This is a genomic window from Moorella mulderi DSM 14980 (assembly GCF_001594015.1).
Taxonomy (GTDB): domain Bacteria; phylum Bacillota; class DSM-521; order Neomoorellales; family Neomoorellaceae; genus Neomoorella; species Neomoorella mulderi.
The window spans coordinates 220,631-245,175 of the sequence record NZ_LTBC01000001.1 but is presented as its reverse complement, the minus strand read 5'-3'; the positions used below and the strand labels follow the sequence as shown (position 1 = coordinate 245,175).

General features: G+C 57.1%; 24 protein-coding genes and 4 tRNA genes. 16 read left to right on the top strand and 12 right to left on the bottom strand.

Annotation, left to right across the window (positions count from 1 at the left end; genetic code table 11):
* On the top strand, nt 1-702 hold the full coding sequence (locus MOMUL_RS01190; protein ID WP_062280499.1) for a FadR/GntR family transcriptional regulator: 702 nt from the start codon (nt 1-3) through the stop codon (nt 700-702).
* Nucleotides 703-772: 70 nt separating this feature from the next.
* On the opposite strand, the gene MOMUL_RS01185 is transcribed toward MOMUL_RS01190, so the two are convergent.
* The 5 genes from MOMUL_RS01185 to MOMUL_RS01165 all read right to left on the bottom strand — a co-directional run bounded on the left by MOMUL_RS01185 (nt 773) and on the right by MOMUL_RS01165 (nt 1,727).
* On the bottom strand, nt 773-1,057 hold the full coding sequence (locus MOMUL_RS01185) for a DUF2442 domain-containing protein (protein WP_054937553.1): 285 nt from the start codon (nt 1,055-1,057) through the stop codon (nt 773-775).
* 14 nt (nt 1,058-1,071) lie between these two features.
* The gene (locus tag MOMUL_RS01180) at nt 1,072-1,332 is read right to left on the bottom strand and encodes a DUF4160 domain-containing protein (protein WP_054937554.1); all 261 of its coding nucleotides are present in this window, start codon (nt 1,330-1,332) and stop codon (nt 1,072-1,074) included.
* A 155-nt stretch (nt 1,333-1,487) separates the two neighbouring features.
* Nucleotides 1,488-1,564, bottom strand: a tRNA-Asp gene (locus MOMUL_RS01175).
* 5 nt (nt 1,565-1,569) lie between these two features.
* A tRNA-Glu gene (locus MOMUL_RS01170) sits at nt 1,570-1,644 on the bottom strand.
* A gap of 7 nt (nt 1,645-1,651) precedes the next feature.
* A tRNA-Lys gene (locus MOMUL_RS01165) sits at nt 1,652-1,727 on the bottom strand.
* A 268-nt stretch (nt 1,728-1,995) separates the two neighbouring features.
* Between MOMUL_RS01165 and MOMUL_RS01160 the strand changes: the two genes are divergently transcribed.
* The 8 genes from MOMUL_RS01160 (at nt 1,996) to MOMUL_RS01130 (ending at nt 8,335) form a co-directional block, all read left to right on the top strand.
* Nucleotides 1,996-2,799: a DeoR/GlpR family DNA-binding transcription regulator gene (locus tag MOMUL_RS01160; RefSeq protein ID WP_062280496.1), complete on the top strand. Its 804-nt coding sequence runs from the start codon at nt 1,996-1,998 to the stop codon at nt 2,797-2,799.
* Complete coding sequence (locus MOMUL_RS16500) at nt 2,792-2,938, top strand: hypothetical protein (RefSeq protein ID WP_161484946.1); 147 nt, start codon at nt 2,792-2,794, stop codon at nt 2,936-2,938. The genes MOMUL_RS01160 and MOMUL_RS16500 overlap by 8 nt, the downstream gene beginning before the upstream one ends.
* 70 nt (nt 2,939-3,008) lie before the next feature.
* Nucleotides 3,009-3,686 (top strand): class II aldolase/adducin family protein, encoded by a 678-nt coding sequence (locus MOMUL_RS01155; RefSeq protein WP_084785378.1) that lies wholly within the window; start codon nt 3,009-3,011, stop codon nt 3,684-3,686.
* A gap of 25 nt (nt 3,687-3,711) precedes the next feature.
* Entirely contained in the window at nt 3,712-4,101 is a 390-nt protein-coding gene (locus MOMUL_RS01150; protein WP_062280490.1) for an SLBB domain-containing protein, read from the top strand.
* Between the two features lie 46 nt (nt 4,102-4,147).
* Nucleotides 4,148-4,222 (top strand) — tRNA-Gly (locus MOMUL_RS01145).
* A gap of 117 nt (nt 4,223-4,339) precedes the next feature.
* Nucleotides 4,340-5,854, top strand: coding sequence for a glucose-6-phosphate dehydrogenase (gene zwf, locus MOMUL_RS01140; protein WP_062280488.1), 1,515 nt, complete (start codon nt 4,340-4,342; stop codon nt 5,852-5,854).
* Between the two features lie 35 nt (nt 5,855-5,889).
* On the top strand, nt 5,890-6,507 hold the full coding sequence (locus MOMUL_RS01135) for a cyclase family protein (RefSeq protein ID WP_062280486.1): 618 nt from the start codon (nt 5,890-5,892) through the stop codon (nt 6,505-6,507).
* 103 nt (nt 6,508-6,610) lie between these two features.
* Complete coding sequence (locus tag MOMUL_RS01130; protein ID WP_062280483.1) at nt 6,611-8,335, top strand: aldehyde ferredoxin oxidoreductase family protein; 1,725 nt, start codon at nt 6,611-6,613, stop codon at nt 8,333-8,335.
* 300 nt (nt 8,336-8,635) lie between these two features.
* Here the strand turns inward: MOMUL_RS01130 and MOMUL_RS01125 are convergent, their stop codons facing one another.
* Nucleotides 8,636-8,845: a 2-oxoisovalerate dehydrogenase gene (locus MOMUL_RS01125; RefSeq protein ID WP_054935980.1), complete on the bottom strand. Its 210-nt coding sequence runs from the start codon at nt 8,843-8,845 to the stop codon at nt 8,636-8,638.
* 339 nt (nt 8,846-9,184) lie between these two features.
* On the opposite strand from MOMUL_RS01125, the gene MOMUL_RS01120 reads away from it, so the two are divergent.
* From MOMUL_RS01120 to MOMUL_RS01110, 3 genes are all read left to right on the top strand, one after another.
* Nucleotides 9,185-11,281: a sigma-54-dependent Fis family transcriptional regulator gene (locus MOMUL_RS01120; protein WP_062280477.1), complete on the top strand. Its 2,097-nt coding sequence runs from the start codon at nt 9,185-9,187 to the stop codon at nt 11,279-11,281.
* 226 nt (nt 11,282-11,507) lie between these two features.
* Entirely contained in the window at nt 11,508-11,966 is a 459-nt protein-coding gene (locus tag MOMUL_RS01115) for an OsmC family protein (RefSeq protein ID WP_062280471.1), read from the top strand.
* A 69-nt stretch (nt 11,967-12,035) separates the two neighbouring features.
* Nucleotides 12,036-13,679: a sodium:solute symporter family protein gene (locus MOMUL_RS01110; RefSeq protein WP_062280469.1), complete on the top strand. Its 1,644-nt coding sequence runs from the start codon at nt 12,036-12,038 to the stop codon at nt 13,677-13,679.
* Nucleotides 13,680-13,783: 104 nt separating this feature from the next.
* Here MOMUL_RS01110 and MOMUL_RS01105 read toward each other — a convergent pair whose 3' ends face one another.
* Nucleotides 13,784-14,578, bottom strand: coding sequence for an ABC transporter permease (locus MOMUL_RS01105; RefSeq protein ID WP_062280466.1), 795 nt, complete (start codon nt 14,576-14,578; stop codon nt 13,784-13,786).
* A gap of 13 nt (nt 14,579-14,591) precedes the next feature.
* Nucleotides 14,592-15,569 carry an ATP-binding cassette domain-containing protein gene (locus tag MOMUL_RS01100; RefSeq protein ID WP_062280460.1) on the bottom strand — a complete coding sequence of 326 codons (978 nt, stop codon included), beginning with the start codon at nt 15,567-15,569 and terminating at the stop codon, nt 14,592-14,594.
* Between the two features lie 191 nt (nt 15,570-15,760).
* On the opposite strand from MOMUL_RS01100, the gene MOMUL_RS01095 reads away from it, so the two are divergent.
* On the top strand, nt 15,761-16,510 hold the full coding sequence (locus MOMUL_RS01095; protein WP_062280458.1) for an N-acetylmuramoyl-L-alanine amidase: 750 nt from the start codon (nt 15,761-15,763) through the stop codon (nt 16,508-16,510).
* 82 nt (nt 16,511-16,592) lie between these two features.
* Here MOMUL_RS01095 and MOMUL_RS01090 read toward each other — a convergent pair whose 3' ends face one another.
* From MOMUL_RS01090 to MOMUL_RS01080, 3 genes are all read right to left on the bottom strand, one after another.
* Nucleotides 16,593-18,035 (bottom strand): carbon starvation CstA family protein, encoded by a 1,443-nt coding sequence (locus tag MOMUL_RS01090; RefSeq protein ID WP_062280455.1) that lies wholly within the window; start codon nt 18,033-18,035, stop codon nt 16,593-16,595.
* A 117-nt stretch (nt 18,036-18,152) separates the two neighbouring features.
* Complete coding sequence (locus MOMUL_RS01085; RefSeq protein ID WP_062280453.1) at nt 18,153-18,902, bottom strand: LytR/AlgR family response regulator transcription factor; 750 nt, start codon at nt 18,900-18,902, stop codon at nt 18,153-18,155.
* Nucleotides 18,899-20,605 carry a sensor histidine kinase gene (locus MOMUL_RS01080; RefSeq protein WP_062280450.1) on the bottom strand — a complete coding sequence of 569 codons (1,707 nt, stop codon included), beginning with the start codon at nt 20,603-20,605 and terminating at the stop codon, nt 18,899-18,901. The genes MOMUL_RS01085 and MOMUL_RS01080 overlap by 4 nt, the downstream gene beginning before the upstream one ends.
* Nucleotides 20,606-20,864: 259 nt before the next feature.
* Here MOMUL_RS01080 and amrA point away from each other — a divergent pair, with 259 nt between their 5' ends.
* The 3 genes from amrA (at nt 20,865) to MOMUL_RS01065 (ending at nt 24,266) form a co-directional block, all read left to right on the top strand.
* A complete protein-coding gene (gene amrA, locus MOMUL_RS01075) occupies nt 20,865-22,241 on the top strand; it encodes an AmmeMemoRadiSam system protein A (RefSeq protein ID WP_062280449.1) in 1,377 nt (458 codons plus the stop codon).
* A 24-nt stretch (nt 22,242-22,265) separates the two neighbouring features.
* The gene (gene amrS / locus MOMUL_RS01070) at nt 22,266-23,267 is read left to right on the top strand and encodes an AmmeMemoRadiSam system radical SAM enzyme (protein WP_062280446.1); all 1,002 of its coding nucleotides are present in this window, start codon (nt 22,266-22,268) and stop codon (nt 23,265-23,267) included.
* 66 nt (nt 23,268-23,333) lie between these two features.
* Nucleotides 23,334-24,266 (top strand): aminopeptidase, encoded by a 933-nt coding sequence (locus MOMUL_RS01065; RefSeq protein WP_062280443.1) that lies wholly within the window; start codon nt 23,334-23,336, stop codon nt 24,264-24,266.
* Here the strand turns inward: MOMUL_RS01065 and MOMUL_RS01060 are convergent.
* Nucleotides 24,263-24,535 carry a hypothetical protein gene (locus MOMUL_RS01060; RefSeq protein WP_062280440.1) on the bottom strand — a complete coding sequence of 91 codons (273 nt, stop codon included), beginning with the start codon at nt 24,533-24,535 and terminating at the stop codon, nt 24,263-24,265. The genes MOMUL_RS01065 and MOMUL_RS01060 overlap by 4 nt on opposite strands.
* Between the last annotated feature and the right edge of the window lie 10 nt (nt 24,536-24,545).

Here is a 24,545-nt window from a genome sequence, read left to right as displayed (position 1 = left end):
GTGGACCTGAGGCCTATCCGCCCTAAAAAAATATATGAAGAAATTGTCCGGCAGATCAAGGACCTTATTGGTGAGGGCAACCTGAAACCCGGGGACCGCCTGCCTCCGGAGCGGGAACTGTCCGAACGCCTGGGTGTAAGCCGCGCCTCCGTGCGGGAAGCCCTGAGCGCCCTGGCGGCCATGGGGGTTATCGACATCCGGCCGGGGGAGGGCACCTTTGTCCAGAATATCCGTCACGGGGCCATTGTAGAACCCCTGGCAATGGCCCTGCTTCTGGACCGCCAGGTAGCCATGGAACTTCTGGAGGCGCGCCAGGCCCTGGAAGGCGAGGCTGCGTATCTCGCGGCCCGCCGCGCCGGGCCGCAAGATTTAGAAAAAATGGCCGGGATTTTAAAGGAAATGGAGCGCGACCTGCAGAAGGGCACCCTGGGGGAAGAAGCCGACCTGCGTTTTCACCTGGCCATAGCCGAAGCGGCCCGCAATTCCGTCCTGGCCAGGCTCATGCATACGGTTTCCGACACCATGCGCCAGGCCCTGCGTACCAGCCGCCAGCGCCTCTATACCACCCCTGGCAACCAGGAACTGCTCTTTGAGCAGCATAAACGTATTTACGAGGCCCTCAAAGCCCACAACCCCCGCGCCGCCCGGAGGGCCATCTGCGAGCACCTGCGTTTTGTCGAGCGAGAATTGCAAAAGGAATAGGAGAACTGCCGCCCGGACCTTCTTTAGCGGGATAATATGCATTAGACCCACCGGGGACATCCAGGTGGGTCTAATGAATCATATCGCCGGTTATATCTTCGGCATTATATAATGTCCAGGGATCAATGGTCAGGCAGTTTGTTTCATCCCTTTTTCCTGCTAAATCCCATGCAGCCGTATTATCCAGGATCGTTAAAGTGTTTTTAAACACATCTTTGTTTTTCAGGGGTTCAAAAACCCCATATAAGAGATTTTTCATATCGTAGCGGGTCACTTTGCCGTCAACGAACTGGCAGATAATGGCGTAATCCCTTTCTTTATCAGCATATACCTGTATTAATGCCGGTGGAATCATGTTTATCAACGCTCCTATCTGAGGGGATCAATTTTAAACAGCTCTTTCTTATGATAAGCATTATGCCAGTTATCCATTAATTCATCCTGGTGCAATAAAGTCCATGCTATAACCAAACTTGCCTGTTTTTTTGGAAGCTGGCCTTTAATAATTACCGCCTTTTGAATATCAACAATTGCATGGTATTCTCCGTATTCTACGTGGAAATGAGGTGGTAAATGTTCGTCATAAAACATTGAAATCTTGATGCCATAGAACCAGCTAATTTGTACCATAGAAAACACCTTCCCGCATTGCCTGCAAACCCCGCCGGTACATTCTCGAAAATTATTACAGTCTCATCATACCCTAAAAACTGCTTATACCTCTATATTTATTATACCATGCTATACGTATCAAAAAAGCCCCTGTCCGGGGCTTTTATCTTTCCTGGCGGAGCCGACGGGAATTGAACCCGCGATCTCCGGCGTGACAGGCCGGCATGTTAGACCGCTACACTACGGCTCCTGGTTTGGTGACCCGTGGGGGAATCGAACCCCCGTTACGAGCGTGAAAGGCTCGTGTCTTAACCTCTTGACCAACGGGCCATATGTCTGGTGAGCCATGGTGGATTCGAACCACCGACACCCTGATTAAAAGTCAGGTGCTCTACCGCCTGAGCTAATGGCCCACAGGTCAGTATATTACATGCTTATTTCATCCCTGTCAAGAGGGAAACATTTGCTTAATTATTGCTAATAGCCATGATTTTCACCTTAGCATTGAGAAGCAAGTATGGCGGCAGGATTATTTTTTGGGAAAACACAGGGTACAAATTTGTAAACCCAAATTTTAAACAAAAAAATATGTGTAACCAGAAGGAATTTCCGGGTATATGGCGAATTAATTAAGCAAAACAAAGATAAAGATGTTTGTTTCCGGAAGGGAGGGTTGAGGGCTTGCGGGCTGAAGACCGGCGGCGAGAAATTATCAGGCATTTAGATGACCAGGGTATCGTCAAAGTTACCGAACTCAGCAGTATTTTTCAAGTCACGGAAGAAACCATCCGCCGCGATTTGGAACGCCTGGAAAGCGAAGGCTATTTGAAGCGTACCCACGGCGGCGCCGTAAAAATAGCCTCTAACCAGGAAGAAACCGCCTTCCACATCCGCAATATGCGCAATCGCTACGAAAAGCAGCTGATAGGCAGGAGGGCGGCTGAACTGGTCCAGCCCGGTGACGTTATCGCCGTTGACGCCAGCACCACCGCTCTGCAGTTTGTTCATTTTCTTAAAGATAAAAAGGACCTGGTGGTAATTACCCATGCCTTGAAGGTCGTCATGGCCCTGGCGGGCAATCCTGACGTTACGGTCATCTGCACCGGTGGCACCTTGCATCCCCGTACCCTTTCCTTCGTGGGTCCGCTGGTGGAAAACGCCCTGGCGAGCTACAACATTAAAAAGGCTTTTATCTCCTGCAATGGGGTTACCCTGGAGGAAGGCATCACCGAATCCACCGAGGTGCAGGCCAGGGTGAAAGCAGAAATGGTGCGCGGGGCCAAGGAGATCATTCTCCTGGCTGATCACGATAAATTTGGCACCGCCACCCTGGCTACGGTGGCGCCGGTGACGGTTGTGCATACTCTTATAACCGACAGCGGTACGCCGGAGGGAGAAATAGAAAGAATCCGCTCTACAGGCATAAAAGTGATCGTCGTAGGGGAAGGGTTGAAAGCAGAAATGGAGGCGGGAGCTGGTGGTTAAAGAATATCTCAAGGGATTACCCCCTCCGCCTGGGAGGCGGGGAAAAGGGAAGGTCAGAGCAACAGGCGTTCTCGATACTTCAGAACAGTATACAAACTTAAAATTAGATTTTTATTTCGGTGGTATAAAAATGTGTTAACTCGAGTTTTTTATCCGGCAGCACCTCTGCCTTGAATGCAGAGGCGGCCGGTAAGAAAGGAGAATTCATAGTGGCTTCCGAATATCAAATCAGGCAGGATATTTGTGAAGTAGGCCGGCGTATTTACGCCAAAGGATTTGTCGCCTCCAATGACGGTAATATCAGCGTCCGCATCGGGGAAAATGAGGTTTTAACCACCCCTACCGGAGTAAGCAAGGGCTTTATGACTCCCGACATGATCATCAAGGTGGATCTGGAAGGGCGAAAAATCGCCGGCAACCTCAAACCTTCTTCGGAAATAAAAATGCACCTGGATGTTTACAGGCACCGGCCGGATGTGCGGGCGGTAGTCCACGCCCACCCGCCTGTGGCCACCGCCTTTGCCGTGGCCGGTATCCCCCTGGACAAGCCGGTACTGCCGGAAATCATCATCACCCTGGGGGCTGTCCCTCTTGCCAGATACGGCACCCCATCTACCGAAGAAATACCCCTGGCGGTCAGGGAGTACCTGGATAAATACGACGCCGTCCTGCTGGAAAACCACGGCGCCCTTACCTTGGGGACGGATGTCTACAACGCCTTTTACAAGATGGAATCCATTGAGCACTTTGCTAAGATCAGCCTGGTGGCCCGGCAGCTGGGCGGGGAACGTGTACTGCCCTGTGAGGAAGTAGAGAAGCTGCTGCAGATTCGGGAAAAGCTCGGCGTCAGCGGCCGTCACCCTGGATGCACGGGGTACGGCGGCTAGTGCAAGTCAATTTCGGAGGCACACCATGAACAATCAAGGCGTGGGTATAATTGAAGTTCGCGGCCTGGCCGCCGCCGTTGCCGCCGCAGACACGGCCACCTGCAGAACTACGGCGCCTATCTGGTGCGGGATGAAGGAGATAAAGAAAAAACCCGTAACCCATAAGTTCCTGACCATCACCGGCGCAGTTAGACAGCCGCAAACATTGACTGTCCCCCTGGGTACCCCGGTGCGAGAACTCCTGACCCTGGCCGGCGGCCCGGCCCTGCCCCTTAAAGAAGAAGGGGAACTCGTGGATGTCATCGTGATCCCCTCTCCCCATCCAGCACTGCAGCCCATTCCACCCCGGCAGCCAGGCGTGTTCCCGCAGCCGTCTCTCCCTGCCACGTCCACCTGGCACAAGCGGTTGATATGATTAAACTTGACAAAAGAAAAGGAAGGGGGTAAAATAAATTACACATGCGGAAGTAGCTCAGTGGTAGAGCATCGGCTTCCCAAGCCGAGGGTCGCGGGTTCGAATCCCGTTTTCCGCTCCAGTAATGTCAACGCAAAAGGGATGCGGTGTATAATCGCATCCCTTTTTGATTCTTTCTATAAAAACCCGGCTGGGAGCGCAAAATAGGAGGGAAGATGGGTAGAAAGGCGGGTAGGATATGGGCCTGGAAAGGCCGTACAACTGCTTGCTGGTGATCTTTGGCGGCACGGGAGATCTCGCCCGGCGCAAGCTTTACCCGGCTTTATTCAACCTTTTTGTCGATGGTTTCCTGCCGCCTGCTCTGCGGGTAATAGCTGTGGGCCGGCGCAATTTTACCCAGGATAGCTTCCGGCAGGAGATACTTCTGCCGTCCCTGCAGACCTTTTCCCGCCGCGCCTCTGACCTGGACGCCCATTTTGAGCCCTTTGCCACCCGCTTGCACTATTTCCGGACCGACATTTATGACCCGGAGGGGTATACCCGCCTGGGACGGTTCCTGGTGGAATTGGAGGAGGCGGCTGACTGCCAGGGCAACCGTATTTTTTACCTGGCCGTGGCCCCGGATCACTTTGGCCCCGTGGTCCGGAGCTTAAAGGAAACAGGCCTGGTACCGGCGCGGGGCTGGCAGCGGGTTGTTATTGAGAAACCCTTCGGCCATGACCTGCCTTCGGCGGCAGAATTAAACCGCCAGCTCCGGGCGGCTTTCAGCGAGGTAGAGATTTACCGCATTGACCATTACCTGGGGAAAGAAATGATCCAGAACATCATGGTCATCCGCTTTGCCAATACCTTTTTTGAACCGGTATGGAATAATAAATATATCGACCACGTCCAGATTACTTCGGCGGAAACGGTGGGCGTGGAGGACCGGGGCGGCTATTACGACCGCGCCGGGGCCCTGCGGGACATGGTCCAGAACCACCTCCTGCAGCTGGTGACCCTGGTGGCCATGGAACCGCCGGCCAGCCTGGCCACTGAAGCTGTCCGCGACGAAAAGGTAAAGGTGCTGCGCTCATTACGGCCCCTGGACGCGGCGGCAGTCAACAGGAACGTCATCCGCGGCCAGTACGGTGCCGGGGAGATAGATAGGCAAACGGTACCGCCTTACCGCCGGGAAAAGGAAGTGGCTCCTGATTCCACGACGGAAACTTTTGTCGCTTTAAAGCTTTTCATCGAAAACTTCCGCTGGGCCGGCGTGCCCTTTTACCTGCGTACGGGCAAGCGCCTGCCGGTGAAAGTGACGGAAATTATCCTCCAGTTCAAATCCCTGCCGGATATCCTGTATTTTAAGGAATACGGCGAATTACGCCCCAATCTCCTGGTCATCCGCGTCCAGCCCCTGGAGGGTGTCTACGTCCAGCTCAATGCCAAGCGGCCGGGGAATAATAATTACATCGTACCCATCCGCCTGGACTTTTGCCAGAATTGTGAGGTGGGCGTTAATTCCCCCGAGGCCTACGAGCGCCTGCTTTATGACGTAATGAGGGGGGACCCCACCCTTTTCACCCGCTGGGATGAGGTGGAGGCGGCCTGGCAGTTCGTGGACCCCATTGCCGCTGCCTGGATGGCGAGGCCGCCCCTCTTTCCCAATTACGCCGCCGGCCAGTGGGGACCACCGGCGGCACAGGAGCTTTTAATCCGGGACGGCCGCCACTGGTGGCAGGAAGATGAATTGCTGCCGGAACGTGGGTAGTTAGAAATAAAATAAATGAATGGACTGGTGAAAGCTTGCGTATCTACGACATATCCATGCCCATATACCACGGCATGCCCGTCTATAAAAACAGGGCGGAGAAGCAGCCGCAAACGGAAATCACCCGCGACTATGAAAACGGCGTGCGGGAAACGCGCTGGCTCCTGGATACCCACACCGGGACCCATATCGATGCCCCCGCCCATGTAATCCCCGGCGGGGCCACCACCGCCGACCTGGACCTGTCGCTTTTAATCGGCTCCTGCCGGGTGCTGGACCTGACGGCAGTCAACGACCGGATTACAGCCAGGGACCTGGAAGGCCAGCCCGTCCGGCCCGGCGACTTTATTCTCCTGAAGACTAAAAACTCATGGGCTGCCGGAAATGAAGCCGGCTTTATCTACCTGGATGCCGGGGCCGTCTCCTATCTGGTTCAAAAAGGGGTGCGCGGCGTCGGCCTGGATGCCCTGGGGGTGGAGCGGGACCAGCCCGGTTACCCGACCCACCGGACTTTGCTTGAAAATGGGATTGTTATCATTGAAGGCTTGCGGTTAAAGGGGGTTCCCCCGGGGGTTTACCACATACTGGCTCTTCCCCTCCCCCTCCTGGGGGCTGAAGCGGCACCGGCCCGGGTAGTGCTGCTGGAAAGGTAGAAAAGCACTTTGATCCCTGCCCCAATTATGACGTATATATCCCGGAATAGCTTGGCAGCACCCTGCCGATACTAAAGGAAAAGTAAAGGCGGGGTGTTTTTTTATGGAGCGGCAAATTTTACGGGTAAATTTAAGCGACGGCAGCATCCGCCAGGAGGATATACCGGCAAAGGTATGCCGTGACTTTATCGGCGGCCGGCCCCTGGCGGCCAGATATCTTTATGGCGAACTGGCCGCGGGAGTAGAACCCTTAAGCCCGGAGAATATTTTAATCTTTAGCGCCGGTCCCCTGGCCGGCAGCGGGGCCAGGGGGGTTAACCGCTGGCTGGCGGTGACCAAAAGCCCTTTAAGCGGGGGCTTTATCCGTTCCGTTGGCGGCAGCGACTTCGGTGCCTGGCTCCACGGTGCCGGGTACGAAATACTCTTTTTAACCGGCCAGGCCGCCGAGCCAGTTTACCTCTACCTGGGGCCCCGGGGCCGGGTAGAACTGCGGCCGGCAAATGACCTCTGGGGCCAGGGGACGCAGGCTACCCAGGCCGAACTGCGCCGGCGCCATGGCCGGGAGGCGCGGGTGGCCTGCATCGGCCCGGCGGGGGAAAACCTGGTGCGCTATGCCAGCATAGTGAGCAACCACAGTACGGCCGCTCGCGGCGGGGTGGGTACCGTCATGGGAGCAAAAAAACTTAAAGCCATTGTCGTAGACACCGAAACGGATATACCTGCAGCTAATAGAGAGCTCTGGTCCCGGCTGCTGGAGCGACAGCGGGAATTGATTGACCGCCGGGATCACCGGGCACCTTTGCCGGGGGCTATAAAGGGCGCCATTTTACCTACCCGCAATTTCCAGGGCGCCTGGCAGGCGGACGTTGATACGGTTAACCAGCCTCACCTTCTGGAGCGAGGAGGACCGGAGTTCCAGACCTGCTGGGCCCTGGGAGCCAACCCGGGTCATTTCGAACCGGACCTGGTGGCGGCAGCCAACGAACGCTGCAACGACCTGGGCCTGGACACGGTTTCCACCGGGGGCAGTATTGCCTTTGCCTATGAATTGCAGCAGCGGGGTTTACTTAAAGCTGAGGGTCTTGACCTGGGCTGGGAACGGCCGGAAACCACCCTGGAATTAATCCGCATGATCGCCTACCGGATGGGGCTCGGTGAGCTCCTGGCTGAAGGAGTAAGCTGGGCGGCAGAGCATATCGGTTCCGGGGCGGTGGAATACGCCATGACCATCAAAGGGATTGAGATGCCGGGTTATGACCCGCGGGTGCGCCCCCTTCACGGCCTGGGGATGGTCGTTTCGGCCCTGGGGGGCAGCTACTGCTACGGCAAGGCCCTGCATGCCGGGCTTTTTGCTGCAGACCGACAGGGGGAGGACCTGGCGGACCAGGTCAGCCGCATCCAGGAGACGACAGTAGCCCTGGAAACAGGTATCGGCTGTCTCTTTGCCTACCTGGGCGGCTGGCTGCCCCTGGAACTGATGACTGAAATGTTGACGGCCTTTACCGGTACGGAACTGGCCCTGGAGGACCTCTACATGGCCGCCGAGCGCAGCCTGGCCCTGGAGCGGGCCTTCAACCTGCGGGAGGGCCTGGGCCGGGAAGCCGACACCCTGCCGGAGCGTTTCCTGCGAGAAGGGATTGCAGACGGGGGCATTAAAGCCGGGCCCTTTACCAGGTTACCGGAACTGGTGCAGGCCTATTACCACCACCGCGGTTGGGACGAGGAGGGCCGGCCCACACCGGCCACCCTGGACCGCCTGGGCCTGGAACTGGTGCGCCTGGATCAGCCCCGGGAGTTCAAGGTGGCCTTCAGCCGGGAGTTGATTTAAAATTTAGTACGCATATAGATAAGCATAAAAAGCAACTAAGGGGGCAACCACGTGCCCCCTTAGTTATTAAAAAGGTCTTTTACCAACACTTCCTTGCTGATCTTTAGATGTTTTGCAACATCAATTAGTATGCCATTAAGAGTACCTACTCTTAATGGATTATGGCGGGGAATGGTGATATGATGTTCACCGTTAAACATAGTGGTGAGCGTAGATGGCTCCCAGTCTGCCAGGTTATCTAATAACCGAACTTGGCGAGTAGCCCGGCTAGTTCTTCCCCGCTTATGTCCCTCGGGATTTTCATACGGCGATTACTTCATCCTTTACAAAATGGAGGCGAATCACCCGCGGTAAATCCTTTTCTTCAAAATGGCAGCGAACTGCATCGCGAACAGAATCCTTAAGTTCTTCCACTGATTTACCCTCTGTAAAAATGGAATAACCGAGAGCACGAGCTTCATAACCGCCTTCAGGAGACTCTTCGACAAGGAAGAGAATTTCTTGATCCAAGTTGATGCATACCTCCCCATTTAAGCAAAATTTAAATCAGCTCCGGGTCGAAAAGCAACTTTCTACTTAATATTTTATCACTCTCGAGCTTTTAGCAAAAGCAGTATCTCATCCCATGGTAACCATCTAGGTAAAAATTATCTACTTTTCCTTCCCACCTTTCGCAAGGCTGGTTGCTTATAAAGTTGGCCCAATAGATAGCCGGCCCCAGCTCAATACCAGGCCGGCTGTTTTTGTATCTGGTGCAAAAGCGCACCACCTGTTATAATAGGGATTGGTCTCTTGACGTAGAAAGTAGTACGGGGCCTATCCCTAAATTTTTAAGGGCTGGTGTATCTCATGCAGGTCAAGCAGGTCATGCTCAACAACCCGGAGACGTTATACTACTGGCAGACCCTGGCCGATGCCGTGGCCGTCTACCAGCGGCAGCAGGTCAACTGCGCTCCGGTCCTGGACGCCGACGGCGAAGTGGTGGGCATTATTACCGTCTTTCGCCTCCTGGAAGCCCTGCAGCAGGGGGCTACCATGGCTACGCCTATTGAAGAGGTCATGGATAGGAAACTGGTCTGCATCGATGAGGATACAGGTTTTGAGCAGGTGGCCAATTTACCCATTGATCGCCTCATTGTTTTAAACAAAGAACGGCGCTTGAGCGGTGTCCTGACCCGGATTGGCTTGATCAAGAAGGTGCACCGGGCCCTGGAAAAGGCGGAACGCGAGCTGGCGGCAGTCCTGGAGGCGGTGCCCAACGGTATCATTGCCGTCGACCGGGAAGGGAAAATATGCCACATCAACCCGGCGGCAGCCCGCCTCCTTGACATGCCAGTGGTAGCAGCCCTGGAGCAGCCGGCAGTCACCGTCCTGGCGGCGTCTGGGTTAAGCCAGTTTCTTACCAAAGCAGCCGGTGACCAGTTTCATAAGGCGCGTGCAGGAGATAGAACCCTGGCCATCCGGCGCAGTTCCATTACCAGGGAGGGCCATGAGCAGGGAGTTGTCCTGGTCCTGCAGGATATTTCCGAACTGGAGGCCATCTCCAGCGAACTGAAGGTGGTCAAGTCTTTAAACCAGCAGCTCAAGAGCGTTATTGAGGCCTGCTACGACGGCATGGTGGTCATTGACAGCCAGGGCGTTGTCCTGGGGGTTAACGAAGCCTACGGCCGCATAATGGCGCCGGGCGCCAGGCCGCTCCTGGTGGGCCACAAGTTACAGCCGGATGCCGGCCAGGCAGAAAGTCAACTCCACCAGCTCTGTCGCCTGGTCCGGGACAGCCGCAAGGCGGTGACTGTCATGTACCAGACCCCGGCCAGCCGGGAAGCCATCCTTACCGGCAGCCCTATTTTCAATGAAGAGGGGACCGTTTCCCAGGTGGTCATCAACATCCGCGATATGACGGAACTCCGCCACCTGAAAGAAGAGGCCCAGCGAGCGGCAGCTGAAATCCAGGCCCTGCGGGCCCGGCACCTGGCGGCTCCCGAGGTGATCCGCCAGAGCCCGGCCATGCAACGGGTGGTGGATCAGGCCTTAAGGGTGGCGGCCGTCGATTCTACCGTCCTGATTACCGGGGAATCTGGTGTCGGTAAGGAAGTAATCGCCAGGCTGATTCACCAGCACAGCCGGCGCTGTAACGGTCCCTTTATGGAGATTAATTGCGGTGCCATCCCGGAAAACCTGCTCGAATCAGAACTCTTCGGTTATGAGAAGGGGGCCTTTACCGGGGCCAGTAAAGAAGGAAAAATTGGTCTCCTGGAGGTGGCCGATAACGGCACCCTCTTCCTGGATGAAATAGGCGACCTGCCCCTGGGATTGCAGGTCAAACTGTTGCGTTTTCTCCAGGAGCAGGAGATTTACCGCCTGGGCGGCCGCCGCGCCATCAAGCTCAATGTTCGCATCCTGGCCGCGACCAACAAGGACCTGGCCCGGATGGTCCGGGAAAAGACTTTTCGCGAAGACCTCTATTACCGTTTACATGTGGTGCCCATCAGGATTCCGCCTTTGCGGGAGCGGCGGGAAGATATCCTGCCCCTGGCCAGGCACTTCCTGGAAGGGTTTAATAATAAATACGGTACGGCTAAACGCCTGTCCTTCGCTGCCTGCAAGGTGCTGGAGGCCTATTCCTGGCCGGGCAATGTCCGGGAACTCCAGAATGTCATGGAACGCGTGGTCATTATGGGCGAAGGAGACTTAATCCAGCCGGAACACCTGCCCCTTGAATTCCAGGGGGAACAGGAGGATGCTGGCAAGGACCTGGTCCTCAAGCAGCTTTTACCCCTGCAGGAAGCCAGGGAACAGGTGGAACGGCAGTTAATTACCATGGCCCTGGGACAGTATGGTAGCCTGCGCCAGGCCGCCCGGGCACTGGGGGTATCCCATTCAACTTTATTGCGCAAGGCCCGGTCTTACGGCCTGGTGGTGCAAAATTGCACCGAAACGGTGTAAAACTGTACCGGATTAATTTATGAGGTTAAATTATAATGTGACCACATGAACAAAGTAGATAAACCGGGATTACTGGTGCACAAACAGACCAGAAAAAGTTCTTTTTTATCCCATTCCCTTGTAGCCGGAGATGGTGCAAGGGGATTTTTATACCCTGGCATGATTTTTGCAACCTACAAAATAAGTGATAGCGGTAACAAGAATAACCCCGAGGAGGATGATTTCGATGGCAAAAGTTACAGTCAACTGGGCAGGTAAGATGCAGTTTGTAGGCGAAGACGGTGCCGGCCATCAGGTAGCCATGGACGCCAGCCCTGTTTATGGTGGCGAAAACCAGGGGACCCGGCCTATGGACCTGATGCTTATGGCCCTGGGCGGTTGCACCGGCATCGAGGTAACCCATATCCTGCGAAAAATGCGGGTCAGCTTTGATAAACTAACTATTGCGGTAGAAGGTGAAAGGGCCGCCGACCACCCCAAGATTTTTACGCGGATGCGGGTAGTTTACGATTTCCAGGGTGCCAATATCCCGCCGGAAAAGGTGGCCCAGGCCATCAAGCTGGCCGACGAGGTGTACTGCTCGGCAGCCAACATGATGAAGACGGCCGGTTCCATCGAGTATTCCTTCAAAATTAACGGGGAGGAGTATCCTTACCCTTTCCTGAAAGAGGCCAGTGGTAATTGATAGGAGGGACCGGGGAAGATAATCACCGGTAGAATTAAATATTAACAGGGCTATAGGGGGGGACTGGGAATGAATACCTACGCTTTCTGGATTTTATTTATGGCTGTTATCTATACAGTCGTTCTTATTATTGCCGGCAACATTGCCAGGAGCCGGGCCGCCCGCGGTGAGGACTTCTGGGTGGGCGGCCGTAAGTTCAAACCCTGGATGGTAGCCGTCTGTATCACCGGGCTTTTTTCCGGTTCCTCGTATATCGCTATCCTGGAGCTGGCGTACACGACGGGTATCTCTGCCGGGTGGTACGGCGTGGCGGAATTAATCCACGTGATAATTATCGCCTTGTTTTTTGTGATACCCTTCCGCAAGCGCCTGGTAGTGACCGTATCGGGTTTAATAGGTGATCGCTATGGCCGGACGGCCAAAGCCATCGCCGGCGCTGTCACGGCCTTTACCTTTCCCATGTACGCCACCGCCAATGCCCTGGCCTTTGCCGCCGCCATGAGCGCCTTTACAGGGATGTCGTTATCTACGTGGGTAATCTTCAGCGCCCTGCTCCTGCTAATTTACCTGCAAGCTGGCGGCATGTGGTCGGTGGTCTTTACGCAAACGGCCAATACGATTGCCTTTACTTTGATGTTTATCATCGGCCTTATCGCCTTCTTTATTAAACCCGGTTTCGCCGGCCTGGCCCAGCTGGCAGCGGCCAAACCGGCCATGTTCGGCCTGACTACCGTTGGCCTGCAGACAATACTCGCCTGGTTCGGCACCTTCCTGGTGAACGTTTTCCTGGCCCAGGCGGCCTTCCAGATGGCCCTCTCCTGCCGCACGCCGGAAGAGGGGCAAAAGGGTCTCCTCTGGGCGGCAGGTTTTAATATCGTCTTTATTGTCATGGGTGTTCTCTTTGGTATGGCCGCAGCAGTAGTGGCCCCTGGCGTCGGCCGCGGCCTGGTGGCCGTACCCAAATACCTGGCCCAGGTTTTACCGGCACCCCTGGTGGGCATCTTCTTCATGGGTATCTGGGCCTGCGCCCTGGGGTGGGGGGCTCCCTGCCAGTTCTCCGGGGCTACCAGCCTGGGACGGGATGTGGTTTCGTCCTTGAATCCTAAAGTTAGCGACAAGCAAATGGTTCTCTACACCAAGTGGTCGCTGGTGGTATTGACCGTATTGATGATTATCTTTGGCTTTCTGCGGACGGAACAGGCCGCGTGGTGGAATGTCCTGGCCTGGACGGCCCGAAACGGGGCTACCTTTGCCCCTATTATTGGCGTACTCTTCTGGCCTCTGGCCAGCCGCAAGGGAGCTGTCAGCGCCCTGGTCGCCGGGTTTTTCTCTGGCATAACCTGGTATCACCTGGGTGGCTGGCACCCCGCCAAATTTTACTTGAATATCCACCCGGTGTGGATCGGGATGATTTTTAACGTTTCCGCTTTAACCCTGGTTACCCTGGTTGAAAGGGCGGGCAGCTACCGCTGGGCTATACCTGAGAAAGGGATAGCCAAAAATGTGGGACTAGGGGCCATAGTTGCCGGGCTGGCTCTGGTAATCCTGGCTGTCAACCAGTTTTCCTGGCTTTATTCTAAAGGCGTTTTTGGTATGATCCTTTTCTTGATTTTTATTTGTGCCTTCTGCATGGTAATTACCTTTACTAAAGAAAAGGAAGAGAATGTAGTTGTACCAGAGGTCAGCCCCCAGGCAGGACCGGCGGGCAAATAGCGCCCGCCTCCATGCCGCTTATACGACTGCAGAAACAGTAAAGCGGTATTCTTGCTGTAAGGCAGGGATATTCAAGCAGCGGCTTATCACCAGCCGCTTTTATTTTACTCCTGCCGGCTGAAGGACCAGGAGCCCAGGATGCCCAGGAGGAGGGCCAGGCCGGTGATTACGGCCAGGTCAAACTCCAGGCTGTAATGAACAAGATATTGCAACGCCCGGGGGTCGGTGCCACTGTACACCAGTCGCCTGAGGGCATCAACACCGTAGGTGAGGGGGTCTAGTTTCATCAAAACACTCATCCATCCTGGCAGGTTGGTCATGGGGAACATGGCGCCGCTCAGGAAAAAGAGGGGCATGACCAGGAAGTTCATGAACATCTGGAAGCCTTCCATGGTTGTCATGCGGCTGGCAATGGCGATGCCCAGGAAGGTCAGGCCCAGGGAAATGAGGAACAGGATGCCCAGGAGCTGGAGGATTGTAACTGGAGTAAGGGAGACTTTAATTAAAGGTGCCAGGAGGAGCATGATGGCGGCCTGGATGAGGGCCACGGTGCTACCCCCCAGGGCTTTACCCAGGGCGGTTGCCCAGCGGGGTACGGGGGCTACTAAGACCTCTTTCAAAAAACCAAACTCCCGGTCCCAGATGATGGAGACGCCGGAAAAAATGGAGGTAAAAAGTACGGACATCCCCAGGATGCCGGGATACATGAACTGGACGTAGTTAACGGGGACACCGGCAGGTACACCGCGGAAGCCCATGGCGGCCGCAATGCCCTGGCCGACGATGAGAAGGTAGAGCAGCGGCTGGCCGATCATACCAATGATGCGGCTGCGTTCCCGGATGAAGCGGATAAATTCCCGGTACCAGATGGTGTAAATGGCCCGCAGGGCAGGTTGCATGGGATTTTCCTCCTTAGTGCCGCCGGCGGCCGTGGCGGCGGTTCAGGCGCATGAGCTCGGCGGAAGAGACTTTATCTTCCCGTATGGCCCGGCCGGTGAGGCTTAAGAAAACGTCATCCAGGGTAGGGCGCCGTAAATGTATGCTGTTAATCTGCCCCCGGAAATCGGCGGCCACCCGGGGGATAAAGGTAGCCCCGTCATCCACCTGCAGGCGCAGGCCCTCTTCGTCTTTAATGACTTTGATGCCGTAGCGGGCGGCAATCTCCTGCTGCAGGCGGGAGTCATCAACAGTCATCATGGTAACCACATCGCCTCCCAGCCGGCGTTTCAGGTTATCCGGCGTATCCAGGGCCTGGATGCGGCCATGGTCAATGATGGCGATGCGGTCGCAGTTTTCCGCTTCGTCCATGTAGTGGGTGGTCATAAAGATGGTGATGTTTTTCTCCCGGCGCAGGCGGTGGATGTGCTGCCAGATGGCGCTGCGGGTCTGGGGGTCCAGGCCGACCGTCGGTTCATCCAGGAAAAGGACTTTGGGGTGGTGCAGGAAGCCGCGGGCGATTTCCAGCCGCCGGCGCATGCCGCCGGAAAAGGTGCGGACGATATCCCGCCGGCGCCCGGCCAGATCCACCATGGCCAGGACTTCGTCCATGCGCTCTTTGATGGTCGACCGGGAGAGGCCGTAGAGGAGGCCGTGGAAACGCAAGTTTTCTTCCGCTGTCAGGCGGTCGTCCAGGGAGTTGTCCTGGAAAACCAGGCCGATGGCACGGCGTACGGCATCCGGCTGGCGGGCAACATCAAAGCCGGCCAGGGTGACCCGGCCGCTGGTGGGCTTGAGCAGGGTACAGAGCATTTTGATGGTGGTCGATTTACCGGCGCCGTTAGGCCCCAGAAAGCCGAAGATCTCCCCCTCTTCGACGTTAAAGGTCACCCCGGCGACGGCCACCAGGTCGTTAAAACGCTTGACCAGGTCCTGGACTACGATTACGGCCACACGGTTTCTTCCCTTCGTATTCCCAGCGTTTTCACTTCTTAGATGGTTTATTTTCGCTTTTACTTGAGAATTAATTTTAACAATGTAAGGAACAAGGATCAAGGATTAATTATTTTACTCCCGGCAGGAAATAGTTCCCTGGTTTAACGAATTAATCAGGGGCATATTTTTTACGGGGGGAGGCGGGGTTCATGGCGCGGGTGGTATTTGTTCGCCGGCGGCGCAGCCTTAAGTTTATGGCAGCCGTACTGGTAGTTATGGCTGTATTTTTGGCCTGGAGTCGCTACCAGGGCCTGAAAGAGGAGCAGGCCATCCAGGCCCTTTCCTGGGCGGTGGCCAACCAGGTGGTGGTGGTCGACCCCGGCCACGGCGGGATTGATTCCGGAGCCACAGGCCCGGCTGGAACCCCGGAAGACCGGATTAACCTGGCTATCAGCCAGCGACTGGCAGAATTTTTAAGCCAGGGCGGCGCCAGGGTTTTCCTCACCCGCCAGGATGAAAACGTCCAGGAAGGAGAATCCGGCGATGACCTGGTGGAACGGGTTAAGCTCGCCCAGAAGGTCAAGGCTGACCTCTTTATCTCCGTCCACTGCAACGCCTTTGACGGCCGGGAGAGGGGCGCCCAGCTCTTTTATGATCCCAAATCGCCGGAGGGGAAAAAACTGGCTGAGGCCATCCAGGCTGAAATCAGGCGCCGCCTGGCCAATACCGACCGGGTGCCTTTAAGTATTGATGCCTTTGTCCTGCGTACCCAGAAGATCCCGGCAGTTATTGTAGAAGTTGGCTTTATCTCCAACCCCCGGGAAGAAAAGCTCCTGGCCGATCCCCACTACCAGCGCCAGATGGCCTTTGCCATCTATGCCGGTGTTGTTAATTACCTGGCGGGAAAAGGCCCCGGGGCTGAAGGGGAGTCCAGCCAGGCAAAAAGGGAAGCCCCCTGATGCCAGAGGGGTACGGGCGACCAGGATGGTCGGGAGATATAAAAATCCCCGGGTTAGGGGCTTAACCCGGGGATTAATTTCTTTACCTGGTCTCCGGTTTTGGCTTGGCGCCGCTTAAGACAGCTTCCCGGCTGTAAACCTGCCACAGGAAGGCCAGCAGGGTCAGGGCGGCTGCGGCTATACCTACCGGGTAGGAAATGCTGGTAGCCAGGTGCAGGCCTTCCGGCGCCTGGAGGATATAGGTGATGCTGACGGCTGTCATGAAGGTAGCCGGAAGGGTGGCTACCCAGTGGAAGCTGCGCTGCCGGGCCAGGTAGACGGCGGCGGCCCAGAGGGCAATCATGGCCAGGGTCTGGTTGGACCAGGCGAAGTAACGCCACACGATGGTGAAGTCAATCTGGCTCAAAATAAAACCTATGGTAAAGATGGGAATGGCAATTTTATAGCGGTTAATTATGGGCCCCTGCTTTAACCCCAGGAATTCGGCAATGGTGAGCCTTGCTGCCCGGAAGGCGGTATCACCGGAGGTGACGGGCAGGACGATAACCCCCAGGACGGCCAGGACGCCGCCAATGGTACCCAGGAGGGTAAAGGAGGCCTGGTTGACGACACCGGCCGGACCGCCCAGGCTCTTCAAACCGTTAGCCAGGCCGTTGGTGCCGCCAAAGAAAGTCATGGCAGCAGCGGCCCAGATAAGGGCGATAATCGACTCAACAATCATGGCCCCGTAAAAGACCCGGCGGCCATAACGCTCATTTTCCAGGCAGCGGGCGATTATAGGCGACTGGGTGGCGTGGAAGCCGCTGATGGCGCCGCAGGCGATGGTGATAAAGAGCAGGGGCCACAGGGGCGCTCCCTGGGGATGCAGGTTGGCCAGGGTTAACTCAGGAATATGATACCCCTTAACCATAATCCCACCGACAATCCCTACGGCCATGATAATCAGGACGGCGCCAAAGAGGGGATAAATCCTGCCGATAATTTTATCAATGGGCAAAATTGTCGCCAGCAAGTAATAGACTAAAATAACGCCGAGCCAGAAGGTGTAATTTAGACTTTCAGGAGTAAGCCTGGTCAGGAGCTGGGCCGGGCCGGTCATAAAGACGGTTCCAACCAGGATCAGGACGATGACGGTAAAAATGTTAACGAACTGTTTCATCTTGGAGCCAAGGTAATTGCCGACAATGGCCGGCAGGTTGGCGCCGTCGTGGCGCACGGAGAGCATGCCGACGAGGTAATCATGGACGGCGCCGGCAAAAATACCGCCCAGGACGATCCAGATAAAGGCCACCGGTCCCCACAGGGCCCCCTGGATGGCGCCGAAAATGGGCCCCAGGCCGGCAATGTTTAAGAGCTGGATCAGGAAATCCCTTTTCCAGTCCATGGGCACATAGTCAACGCCGTCGTTGAGCCTTACTGCCGGGGTGGGGCGCTGTTCCTGGGGGGCAAAGACCCTCTCGACAAAAGTGCCGTAAAGGAAGTAGCCCACCACCAGGATGACGATGGATACCCAGAAAGTTATCATGATTGCTGTAACCTCCCCTGTTTGATTATTTATTTAAAATTTTAAGGCCAGAGGGAGGAAGCAACCATTAATATTGCCCCAACGACGCTATTGATGCCTGAACGGCGCCGGGAGAACTTAAAAGCCGAGGATAGTCCGCACGTCCTTGAGATAGGTGCGGCCGACGGGTATTTCGGTTTTTTCCTGGTCCTTGAGCAGCAGGTGGTAGGTGCCGTGGAAATAGGGGACTACTTCCCGCACCAGGTCAAGGTTGACAATAAAACTGCGGTGGACCCTTAAGAAACCCCTGTCCAGCTTGTCTTCCAGTTCCTGCAGGGTACCGGGAAATCGCAAAGCGCCCTGGTTAGTTTTCAGGAGCACCTGGTGGCCCCGGGCTTCGGCATAGATAATTTCCCCCGGGTCGATAACCAGCAGCCGGTCTTCTTTCCAGGCAGCCACCTTGGTAGTCTTGCGGGTGGTCGCCAGGTGGCGCAGGAGGCTGGCCAGGGGTGGGGTTTCATGTTGCTGGAGCAACTGGCGCACCCGGGCCAGGGTGGTGGCCACCCTTTCGGCCGTGAAGGGCTTTAACAGGTAATCGACAGCATTGAGTTCAAAGGCCTCGATGGCGTAGGCGTCATAGGCAGTGGCAAAGATGATTAAGGGGGGACGGGGCTGCTTTAAAAGCAGCCGCGCCACCTCTACCCCGTCCAGGTCCCAGAGTTCGATATCCAGGAAAACAACGTCCGGCTGCAGGAAAGAGGCTAGTTCCAGGGCCTCGCTGCCCCCGGCAGCCTCCCCGCAGACCGTAAAGTTGGCATCCCGTTCAATATAATAACGTAGTTCCTGGCGGGCCGGTTCTTCGTCGTCGACGATGAGGGCCTTGATCAACTGGCAACCCCTTCCTTGAAAGCTGCCTGGCTCTGCCGGGGCAGGGAGAATTCCACTCGCGTACCACCTCCCGGATTCAGGCTAAAGCGGAGGCCATATTCCGGGCCGTAGAGCAGGCGCAGGCGCTCGTGGACGTTAAGCAGGCCAACATTATTACTATTGGCCTGGTTACCCGCTAATAAACCGGTTACCTTGTTTAAATCTATACCCACACCATTGTCACTAACTGTTATCCGGGCCTCGCCGTTTACCTCCCGGGCGGTGATGGTTACCTGTCCTCCTTCCCGGCGGGGTAAAAGGCCGTGCTTGACGGCGTTTTCCACCAGGGGCTGGAGGGTCAGGGCCGGTAACAGGTAATGGGCCACTCCGGGCTCGACATCAATGGTTACCTCCAGGCGGGAGCCGAAGCGGGCCTTCTCAATGGCCAGGTAAGAACGTACATACTCAATTTCCGTAGCCAGGGTGACCGGCCGCTCCGGGTGCTGCAGGTTGCGGCGGAAAAAGTCCCCCAGGTAGCCCAGGAGCTGCCGCGCCTTTTCCGGGTCCAGGCGGCAGACGGACATGATGGTGTTCAGGGCATTAAACAAAAAGTGGGGGTTGATCTGGGACTGCAGGGCCCGGATTTCGGCTTTGGCAACCAGTTGTTCCTGCCGGTCAATTTCCGCCAGTTCCAGCTGGGTGGAGAAGAGGTGGCCCAGGCCGGCGGCCAGCTCCAGGTCCAGGGGGCCAACGGCATTGGCCCGGGTATGGTAGAGCTTTAAGGTGCCGATTACCTTGCCCCGCGACTCCAGGGGGACAACTACGGCTGCCCTTAAGGGGCAATCCTGGTGGTGGCAGCCGATTTCTGCACCCGTCTGGGCCACCTGGATTTTGCCGGTGTCCAGGGCCTGGCGGGTGGCGTTGGTCAGGACCTTCTGGCCCTGGCGGTGGTGATCGCTCCCGGCACCGACGTGGGCCAGGATCTCATCGCCGCTGGTAATGGCTACAGCCTCCAGGCCGGTAATTTCCATAATAATAGCGGCTGCCTGGCGGGCGGAATCCGCATTTAGACCCTGGCGTAAGTACGGCAAGGTCTTGTTGGCAATCTTTAAGGCCTTCTGGGCCTGGACGGCGCCGGCCAGCTCCTGCTCCCGGAGTACACTCTGGATAATGATTACCGCCAGGGCAATACCGCTGGCATTAACCAGCATCATGGGCCAGGCGATGACCTTGACCAGGCTCCAGGCGGCGGTAAAAGGCCGCGCCAGGGCTAAGATAATCAGCATCTGCAGGGCTTCAGCAACAAAACCGGCAGCAAAGGCCACCGGCCAGGGCAAAGGGCGCCGGCGGTAGGCCCGGGCCACCAGGCCCCCCAGCAGGCCTTCGACAGTGGTGGAAACGCCACAGGCCAGGGCCGTAAAGCCCCCCATAAAAAAACGGTGGCCGCCGGCAATAAGCCCGGCGAGGAAACCAACCAGGGGACCACCAAACAGCCCGCCGACCATGGGGGCAATGACCCGGGAGTTGGCCAGGGCATCCTGGATGGGGATGCCGGCATAGCTGCCGAAGATCCCCAGCAGGCCAAAGACCAGAATTAAAAGTAATTTTTGGTGAGAACTGGCCTGCTCCTGGAGCAGTTTCCGGAATGTCCGGGAACGGCTCAGGATAAAGGCCAGGGTTATAACTACACTCATCCGTTCAACCAGGGATATGAAAAGAGGCATTTCCTGTCACCTCCGGGAAGGCAAATTGATTTAAACCTGCCACCGGGTTGCCGGAAACAGCAGCGTGCGCTTAGCCAGCTTATTCCCTTTTATTGTAACGTAATTACCGCCACCGGCACAATAGCAAATGGCGCCAGGCCTTCACCCCCTGTCAAAATGCTGGTGGGTGTGGTAAAGTTAATTTTGAAGGGAAGACCCGGGCTGGAAGCAGTTACATGAAAGGATGGGCGCCGGGCTATATTAAAAAAGGGGTGATTGTATGGGACGGTTACTGGATGTGGCCTTTATGCCCCACCCACCTGTTATGGTCCCGGAGGTTGGGCGCGGCGAGGTGGCCAGAATTACTGCTACAGTTACGGCGGTTAAAGAACTGGCAGCAAAACTTGCCGCCCGCCGCCCGGAGGTGGTAGTCATTATTTCCCCTCACGGGCCGGTTTTCCGCGACGCTGTAGGACTTTGGGCCACTGGGCAGCTAAAGGGTGATCTGGCGGCCTTTAGAGCCGGGGAAGTCAAGTTTACTTATCGCCTGGACCTGGAGCTCAGCCGGGACATAGCTGATGCAGCCCGGGAAGCCGGGTTGCCGGTGGCCTGGCTCGACGCTGCCGCCTGCCGGCGTTACGGCTTAACTCCGGAACTGGACCACGGCATGATGGTGCCCCTCTATTTTTTGCGCCAGGCAGGCATCGATACCCCCCTGGTAGCCATGGGCATGGCCTTCCTGCAGCGGCAGCAGCTCTATACCTTTGGTGCCGCCCTGGCCCGGGCGGTTGCGGCCAGCCCGCACCGGGTCCTGCTGGTGGCCAGCGGTGATCTGTCCCACCGGCTGTTGCCCGGGGCGCCGGCAGGGTATGATCCCCGGGGAAAAGATTTTGATGCAAGGGTGAAGGAGCTCCTTGCGGCCGTGGACGTGGAGGGCATCCTGGCCATACCGGAAGAACTGGCGGAAAAAGCCGGCGAGTGCGGCCTGCGTTCCTTTATCATGGGCCTGGGGGCCCTGGACGGCTATGAAGTACGGGGGGAAGTTTTGTCCTACGAAGGCCCCTTCGGCGTCGGTTACCTGGTGGCCCACCTGGAGCCTGTAGGGGAAGCTCCAGAACGGAGCCTGCTGGCTAAAGATAAGAAACCGGTAGCGGAGTCGCTGCCGGTGCGCCTGGCCCGCCAGAGCCTGGAGTATTACCTGCGGACTGGCAAGGTGCTGCCCGTTCCCGAACCCCTGCCCCCGGAACTGGCCGGCCGGGCCGGTGCTTTTGTGTCTATAAAGAAGCACGGCAGCTTAAGGGGATGTATCGGTACCATCGGCCCTACCAGGACCAACCTGGCCGAGGAGATTATTTACAACGCCCTGGCAGCCGGCCTGGAAGACCCCCGTTTTCCCCCGGTCACAGTAGACGAACTGCCGGAACTCCAGTATTCAGTAGACGTTTTGAGCGAACCCGAACCGGCCACCCTGGCGGACCTGGACCCCAAAGTCTACGGCGTCATCGTCAGCCGCGGCCGGCGGCGGGGACTGCTCCTCCCCGACCTGGAGGGTATTGATACCGTCGAGGAGCAGGTGGCCATTGCCCGCCAGAAGGGCGGCATCGGCCCCGATGAACCATATCAAATAGAAAGATTTAAGGTTACACGCTACCATTAACGGAGGCAGGAGGCAGATAAGCCGGTGACTGGCGTTACGGAAGCCTTATATTATGTAAAGTTACCCGGGGAGAAGGTGGAATGCCGCCTCTGCCCCCATACCTGCGTCATCGCCCCCGGCGGCCGGGGCATTTGCCGGGTGCGGGAAAACCGGGAGGGGCGCCTTTATACCCGCAACTACGGCCGCTGTTCCTCCCTGGCCCTGGATCCCATTGAAAAAAAACCCCTCTATCATTTTTATCCCGGGAGTCTCATCCTTTCGGCCGGGACGGTGGGCTGCAATTTTCGCTGTGAGTTCTGCCAGAACTGGGAGATAGCCCAGGAAGAGCCGGAGACGGTAGCTATTACCCCGGAGGACCTGGTCCTGAAGGCCCGGGAAGTAGACAGCCTGGGGATAGCCTATACCTATTCCGAACCCCTGGTGTGGTTTGAGTTTGTCCTGGATACAGCCCGGCTGGCCCGGGAAGCGGGGCTGAAGAATGTCATGGTAACCAACGGCTTTATCCGGCCGGAACCCCTGGCCGAACTCCTGCCCTGGATTGATGCCTGGAATATTGATTTCAAGGGTTTCAGCCTGGAATTTTACCGTAAAGTCGTCCATGGCGACTACCGGCCCGTCCTCGAGACGGCGGCGGCGATAGTTGCGGCCGGCAGCCATGTGGAGATAACCACGCTGCTGGTGACCGGCTTAAACGACGACCCGGAGGAGCTGGCTGAGCTGGTAAAATGGGTGGCGGATAAGTTAGGAGTAGATACGCCCCTGCACTTTTCTCGCTACTTTCCCCAGTACCGCCTGCAGGCGCCGCCGACGCCCCTGGCGACCATGCGCCGCACCTGGGAAATGGCCCGGCAGCACTTGCATTATGTTTACCTGGGCAATGTGGCCGACCCGGAGGCCAGCAACACCTATTGCCCGGCCTGTGGCGAGCTGGTCATCCGCCGCACGGGCTATCATGTTTCCCTGCCGGGCCTGGCAGGGCGCGCCTGCCGCGCCTGCGGAAATGAGCTGGCCATTGTAAGGGATTGACGACCAGGGAGCGCGGCGAAAACAAAGCCAGCCTGCGAAAGAGCCATTTATGAAGGAGTTGTTAACATGCCTGATCTAGCTTCAGCCTGCCGCCTGGCCCTTGCGGAGTGCCTGGCGGTCAGGGCCGGAGATACAGTCCTCGTTGTTACCGATACTGTTCTCCAGACCATTGGTGATGCCTTCTTCCAGGCCGCCCGGGAGTTAAAAGCCGAAGCGGCCATCATCACCATGCTGCCGCGGGATAACCACGGCCAGGAACCGCCGGCCATGGTGGCGGCGGCCATGCGGCAAAGCCAGGTCGCCGTCCTGGCTACCTCCAGATCCCTGTCCCATACCCGCGCCCGCCGGGAGGCTAACGCAGCCGGCGCCCGCATAGCCTCCTTGCCCGGCGCTACAGCCGATATGCTGGAACGCACCCTGGCCGTCGATTATACAGCCCTGGCCGCAGATTGTGAGCATTATGCGGCCATTCTGACCCGTGGCCAGGAGGTCCACCTGACGACGCCGGCAGGGACGGATCTTACCTTTAGTATTGCCGGCCGCCAGGGTTACCCCGATACCGGCCTCTACCGCCGTCCGGGCAGCTTTGGTAACCTGCCAGCGGGGGAGGCTTATATTGCCCCGGTGGAAGGTACGGCGGCGGGGCTGCTGGTTATTGACGGGGCCCTGGCCGGGATCGGCGTTTTAGAGAAGCCCCTGCGGATTAAAGTTGAAGCAGGGCAGGCCGTTGCGGTCGGCGGCGGCCGGGAAGCCCGCCTGCTAGAAGATATTTTCACCCGCTATGGCCCGGCCAGCCGCAACATCGCCGAGCTGGGCATAGGGCTAAATCCCCTGGCCAGGCTGACAGGCAACGTCCTGGAAGATGAGAAGGTCCGGGGTACCGTGCATATTGCCCTAGGCGATAACAGTACCTTTGGCGGCCAGGTAGAAGCTCCCAGCCACCTGGACGGCATTCTCCTGCAGCCACAGCTCAGGGTTGACGGGCAGCAGGTCCTTTAGCTTACACCCGGTTCCGGCGGGGCGCTGATCCCCTGGGAAGAGCGGCTGCCGGTACATACTGGATTAGTTCCGGGGTAGCGGTAATGAGGGGGAGTTGCGAGGCTGCGGGGCAGTCTGGCCGGCGGAAAGCTTACTTCCCCGGTAAGGGCGGCCGTTTCCCGGTGCCGGTAAGGGCAAAGGACGGGCTGGCCCTGCTCCAGGATCCCGGCCAGCTCACAGGCACCGTCGTTTAAATAGGAGCAATGCCGGTTGCAGGTTGCCAGGGTCATGGGAGTACCT

Coding starts and splice junctions, on each gene's coding strand:
- MOMUL_RS01150 (WP_062280490.1), top strand. CDS start 3,712: ATGAACAATCAAGGCGTGGGTATAATTGAAGTTCGCGGCCTGGCCGCC.
- MOMUL_RS01110 (WP_062280469.1), top strand. CDS start 12,036: ATGAATACCTACGCTTTCTGGATTTTATTTATGGCTGTTATCTATACA.
- MOMUL_RS01120 (WP_062280477.1), top strand. CDS start 9,185: ATGCAGGTCAAGCAGGTCATGCTCAACAACCCGGAGACGTTATACTAC.
- MOMUL_RS01180 (WP_054937554.1), bottom strand. CDS start 1,332: ATGGTACAAATTAGCTGGTTCTATGGCATCAAGATTTCAATGTTTTAT.
- MOMUL_RS01115 (WP_062280471.1), top strand. CDS start 11,508: ATGGCAAAAGTTACAGTCAACTGGGCAGGTAAGATGCAGTTTGTAGGC.
- MOMUL_RS01060 (WP_062280440.1), bottom strand. CDS start 24,535: ATGACCCTGGCAACCTGCAACCGGCATTGCTCCTATTTAAACGACGGT.
- MOMUL_RS01130 (WP_062280483.1), top strand. CDS start 6,611: ATGGAGCGGCAAATTTTACGGGTAAATTTAAGCGACGGCAGCATCCGC.
- MOMUL_RS01105 (WP_062280466.1), bottom strand. CDS start 14,578: ATGCAACCTGCCCTGCGGGCCATTTACACCATCTGGTACCGGGAATTT.
- MOMUL_RS01095 (WP_062280458.1), top strand. CDS start 15,761: ATGGCGCGGGTGGTATTTGTTCGCCGGCGGCGCAGCCTTAAGTTTATG.
- MOMUL_RS01080 (WP_062280450.1), bottom strand. CDS start 20,605: ATGCCTCTTTTCATATCCCTGGTTGAACGGATGAGTGTAGTTATAACC.
- MOMUL_RS01065 (WP_062280443.1), top strand. CDS start 23,334: ATGCCTGATCTAGCTTCAGCCTGCCGCCTGGCCCTTGCGGAGTGCCTG.
- amrA (WP_062280449.1), top strand. CDS start 20,865: ATGGGACGGTTACTGGATGTGGCCTTTATGCCCCACCCACCTGTTATG.
- MOMUL_RS01090 (WP_062280455.1), bottom strand. CDS start 18,035: ATGATAACTTTCTGGGTATCCATCGTCATCCTGGTGGTGGGCTACTTC.
- MOMUL_RS01185 (WP_054937553.1), bottom strand. CDS start 1,057: ATGATTCCACCGGCATTAATACAGGTATATGCTGATAAAGAAAGGGAT.
- zwf (WP_062280488.1), top strand. CDS start 4,340: ATGGGCCTGGAAAGGCCGTACAACTGCTTGCTGGTGATCTTTGGCGGC.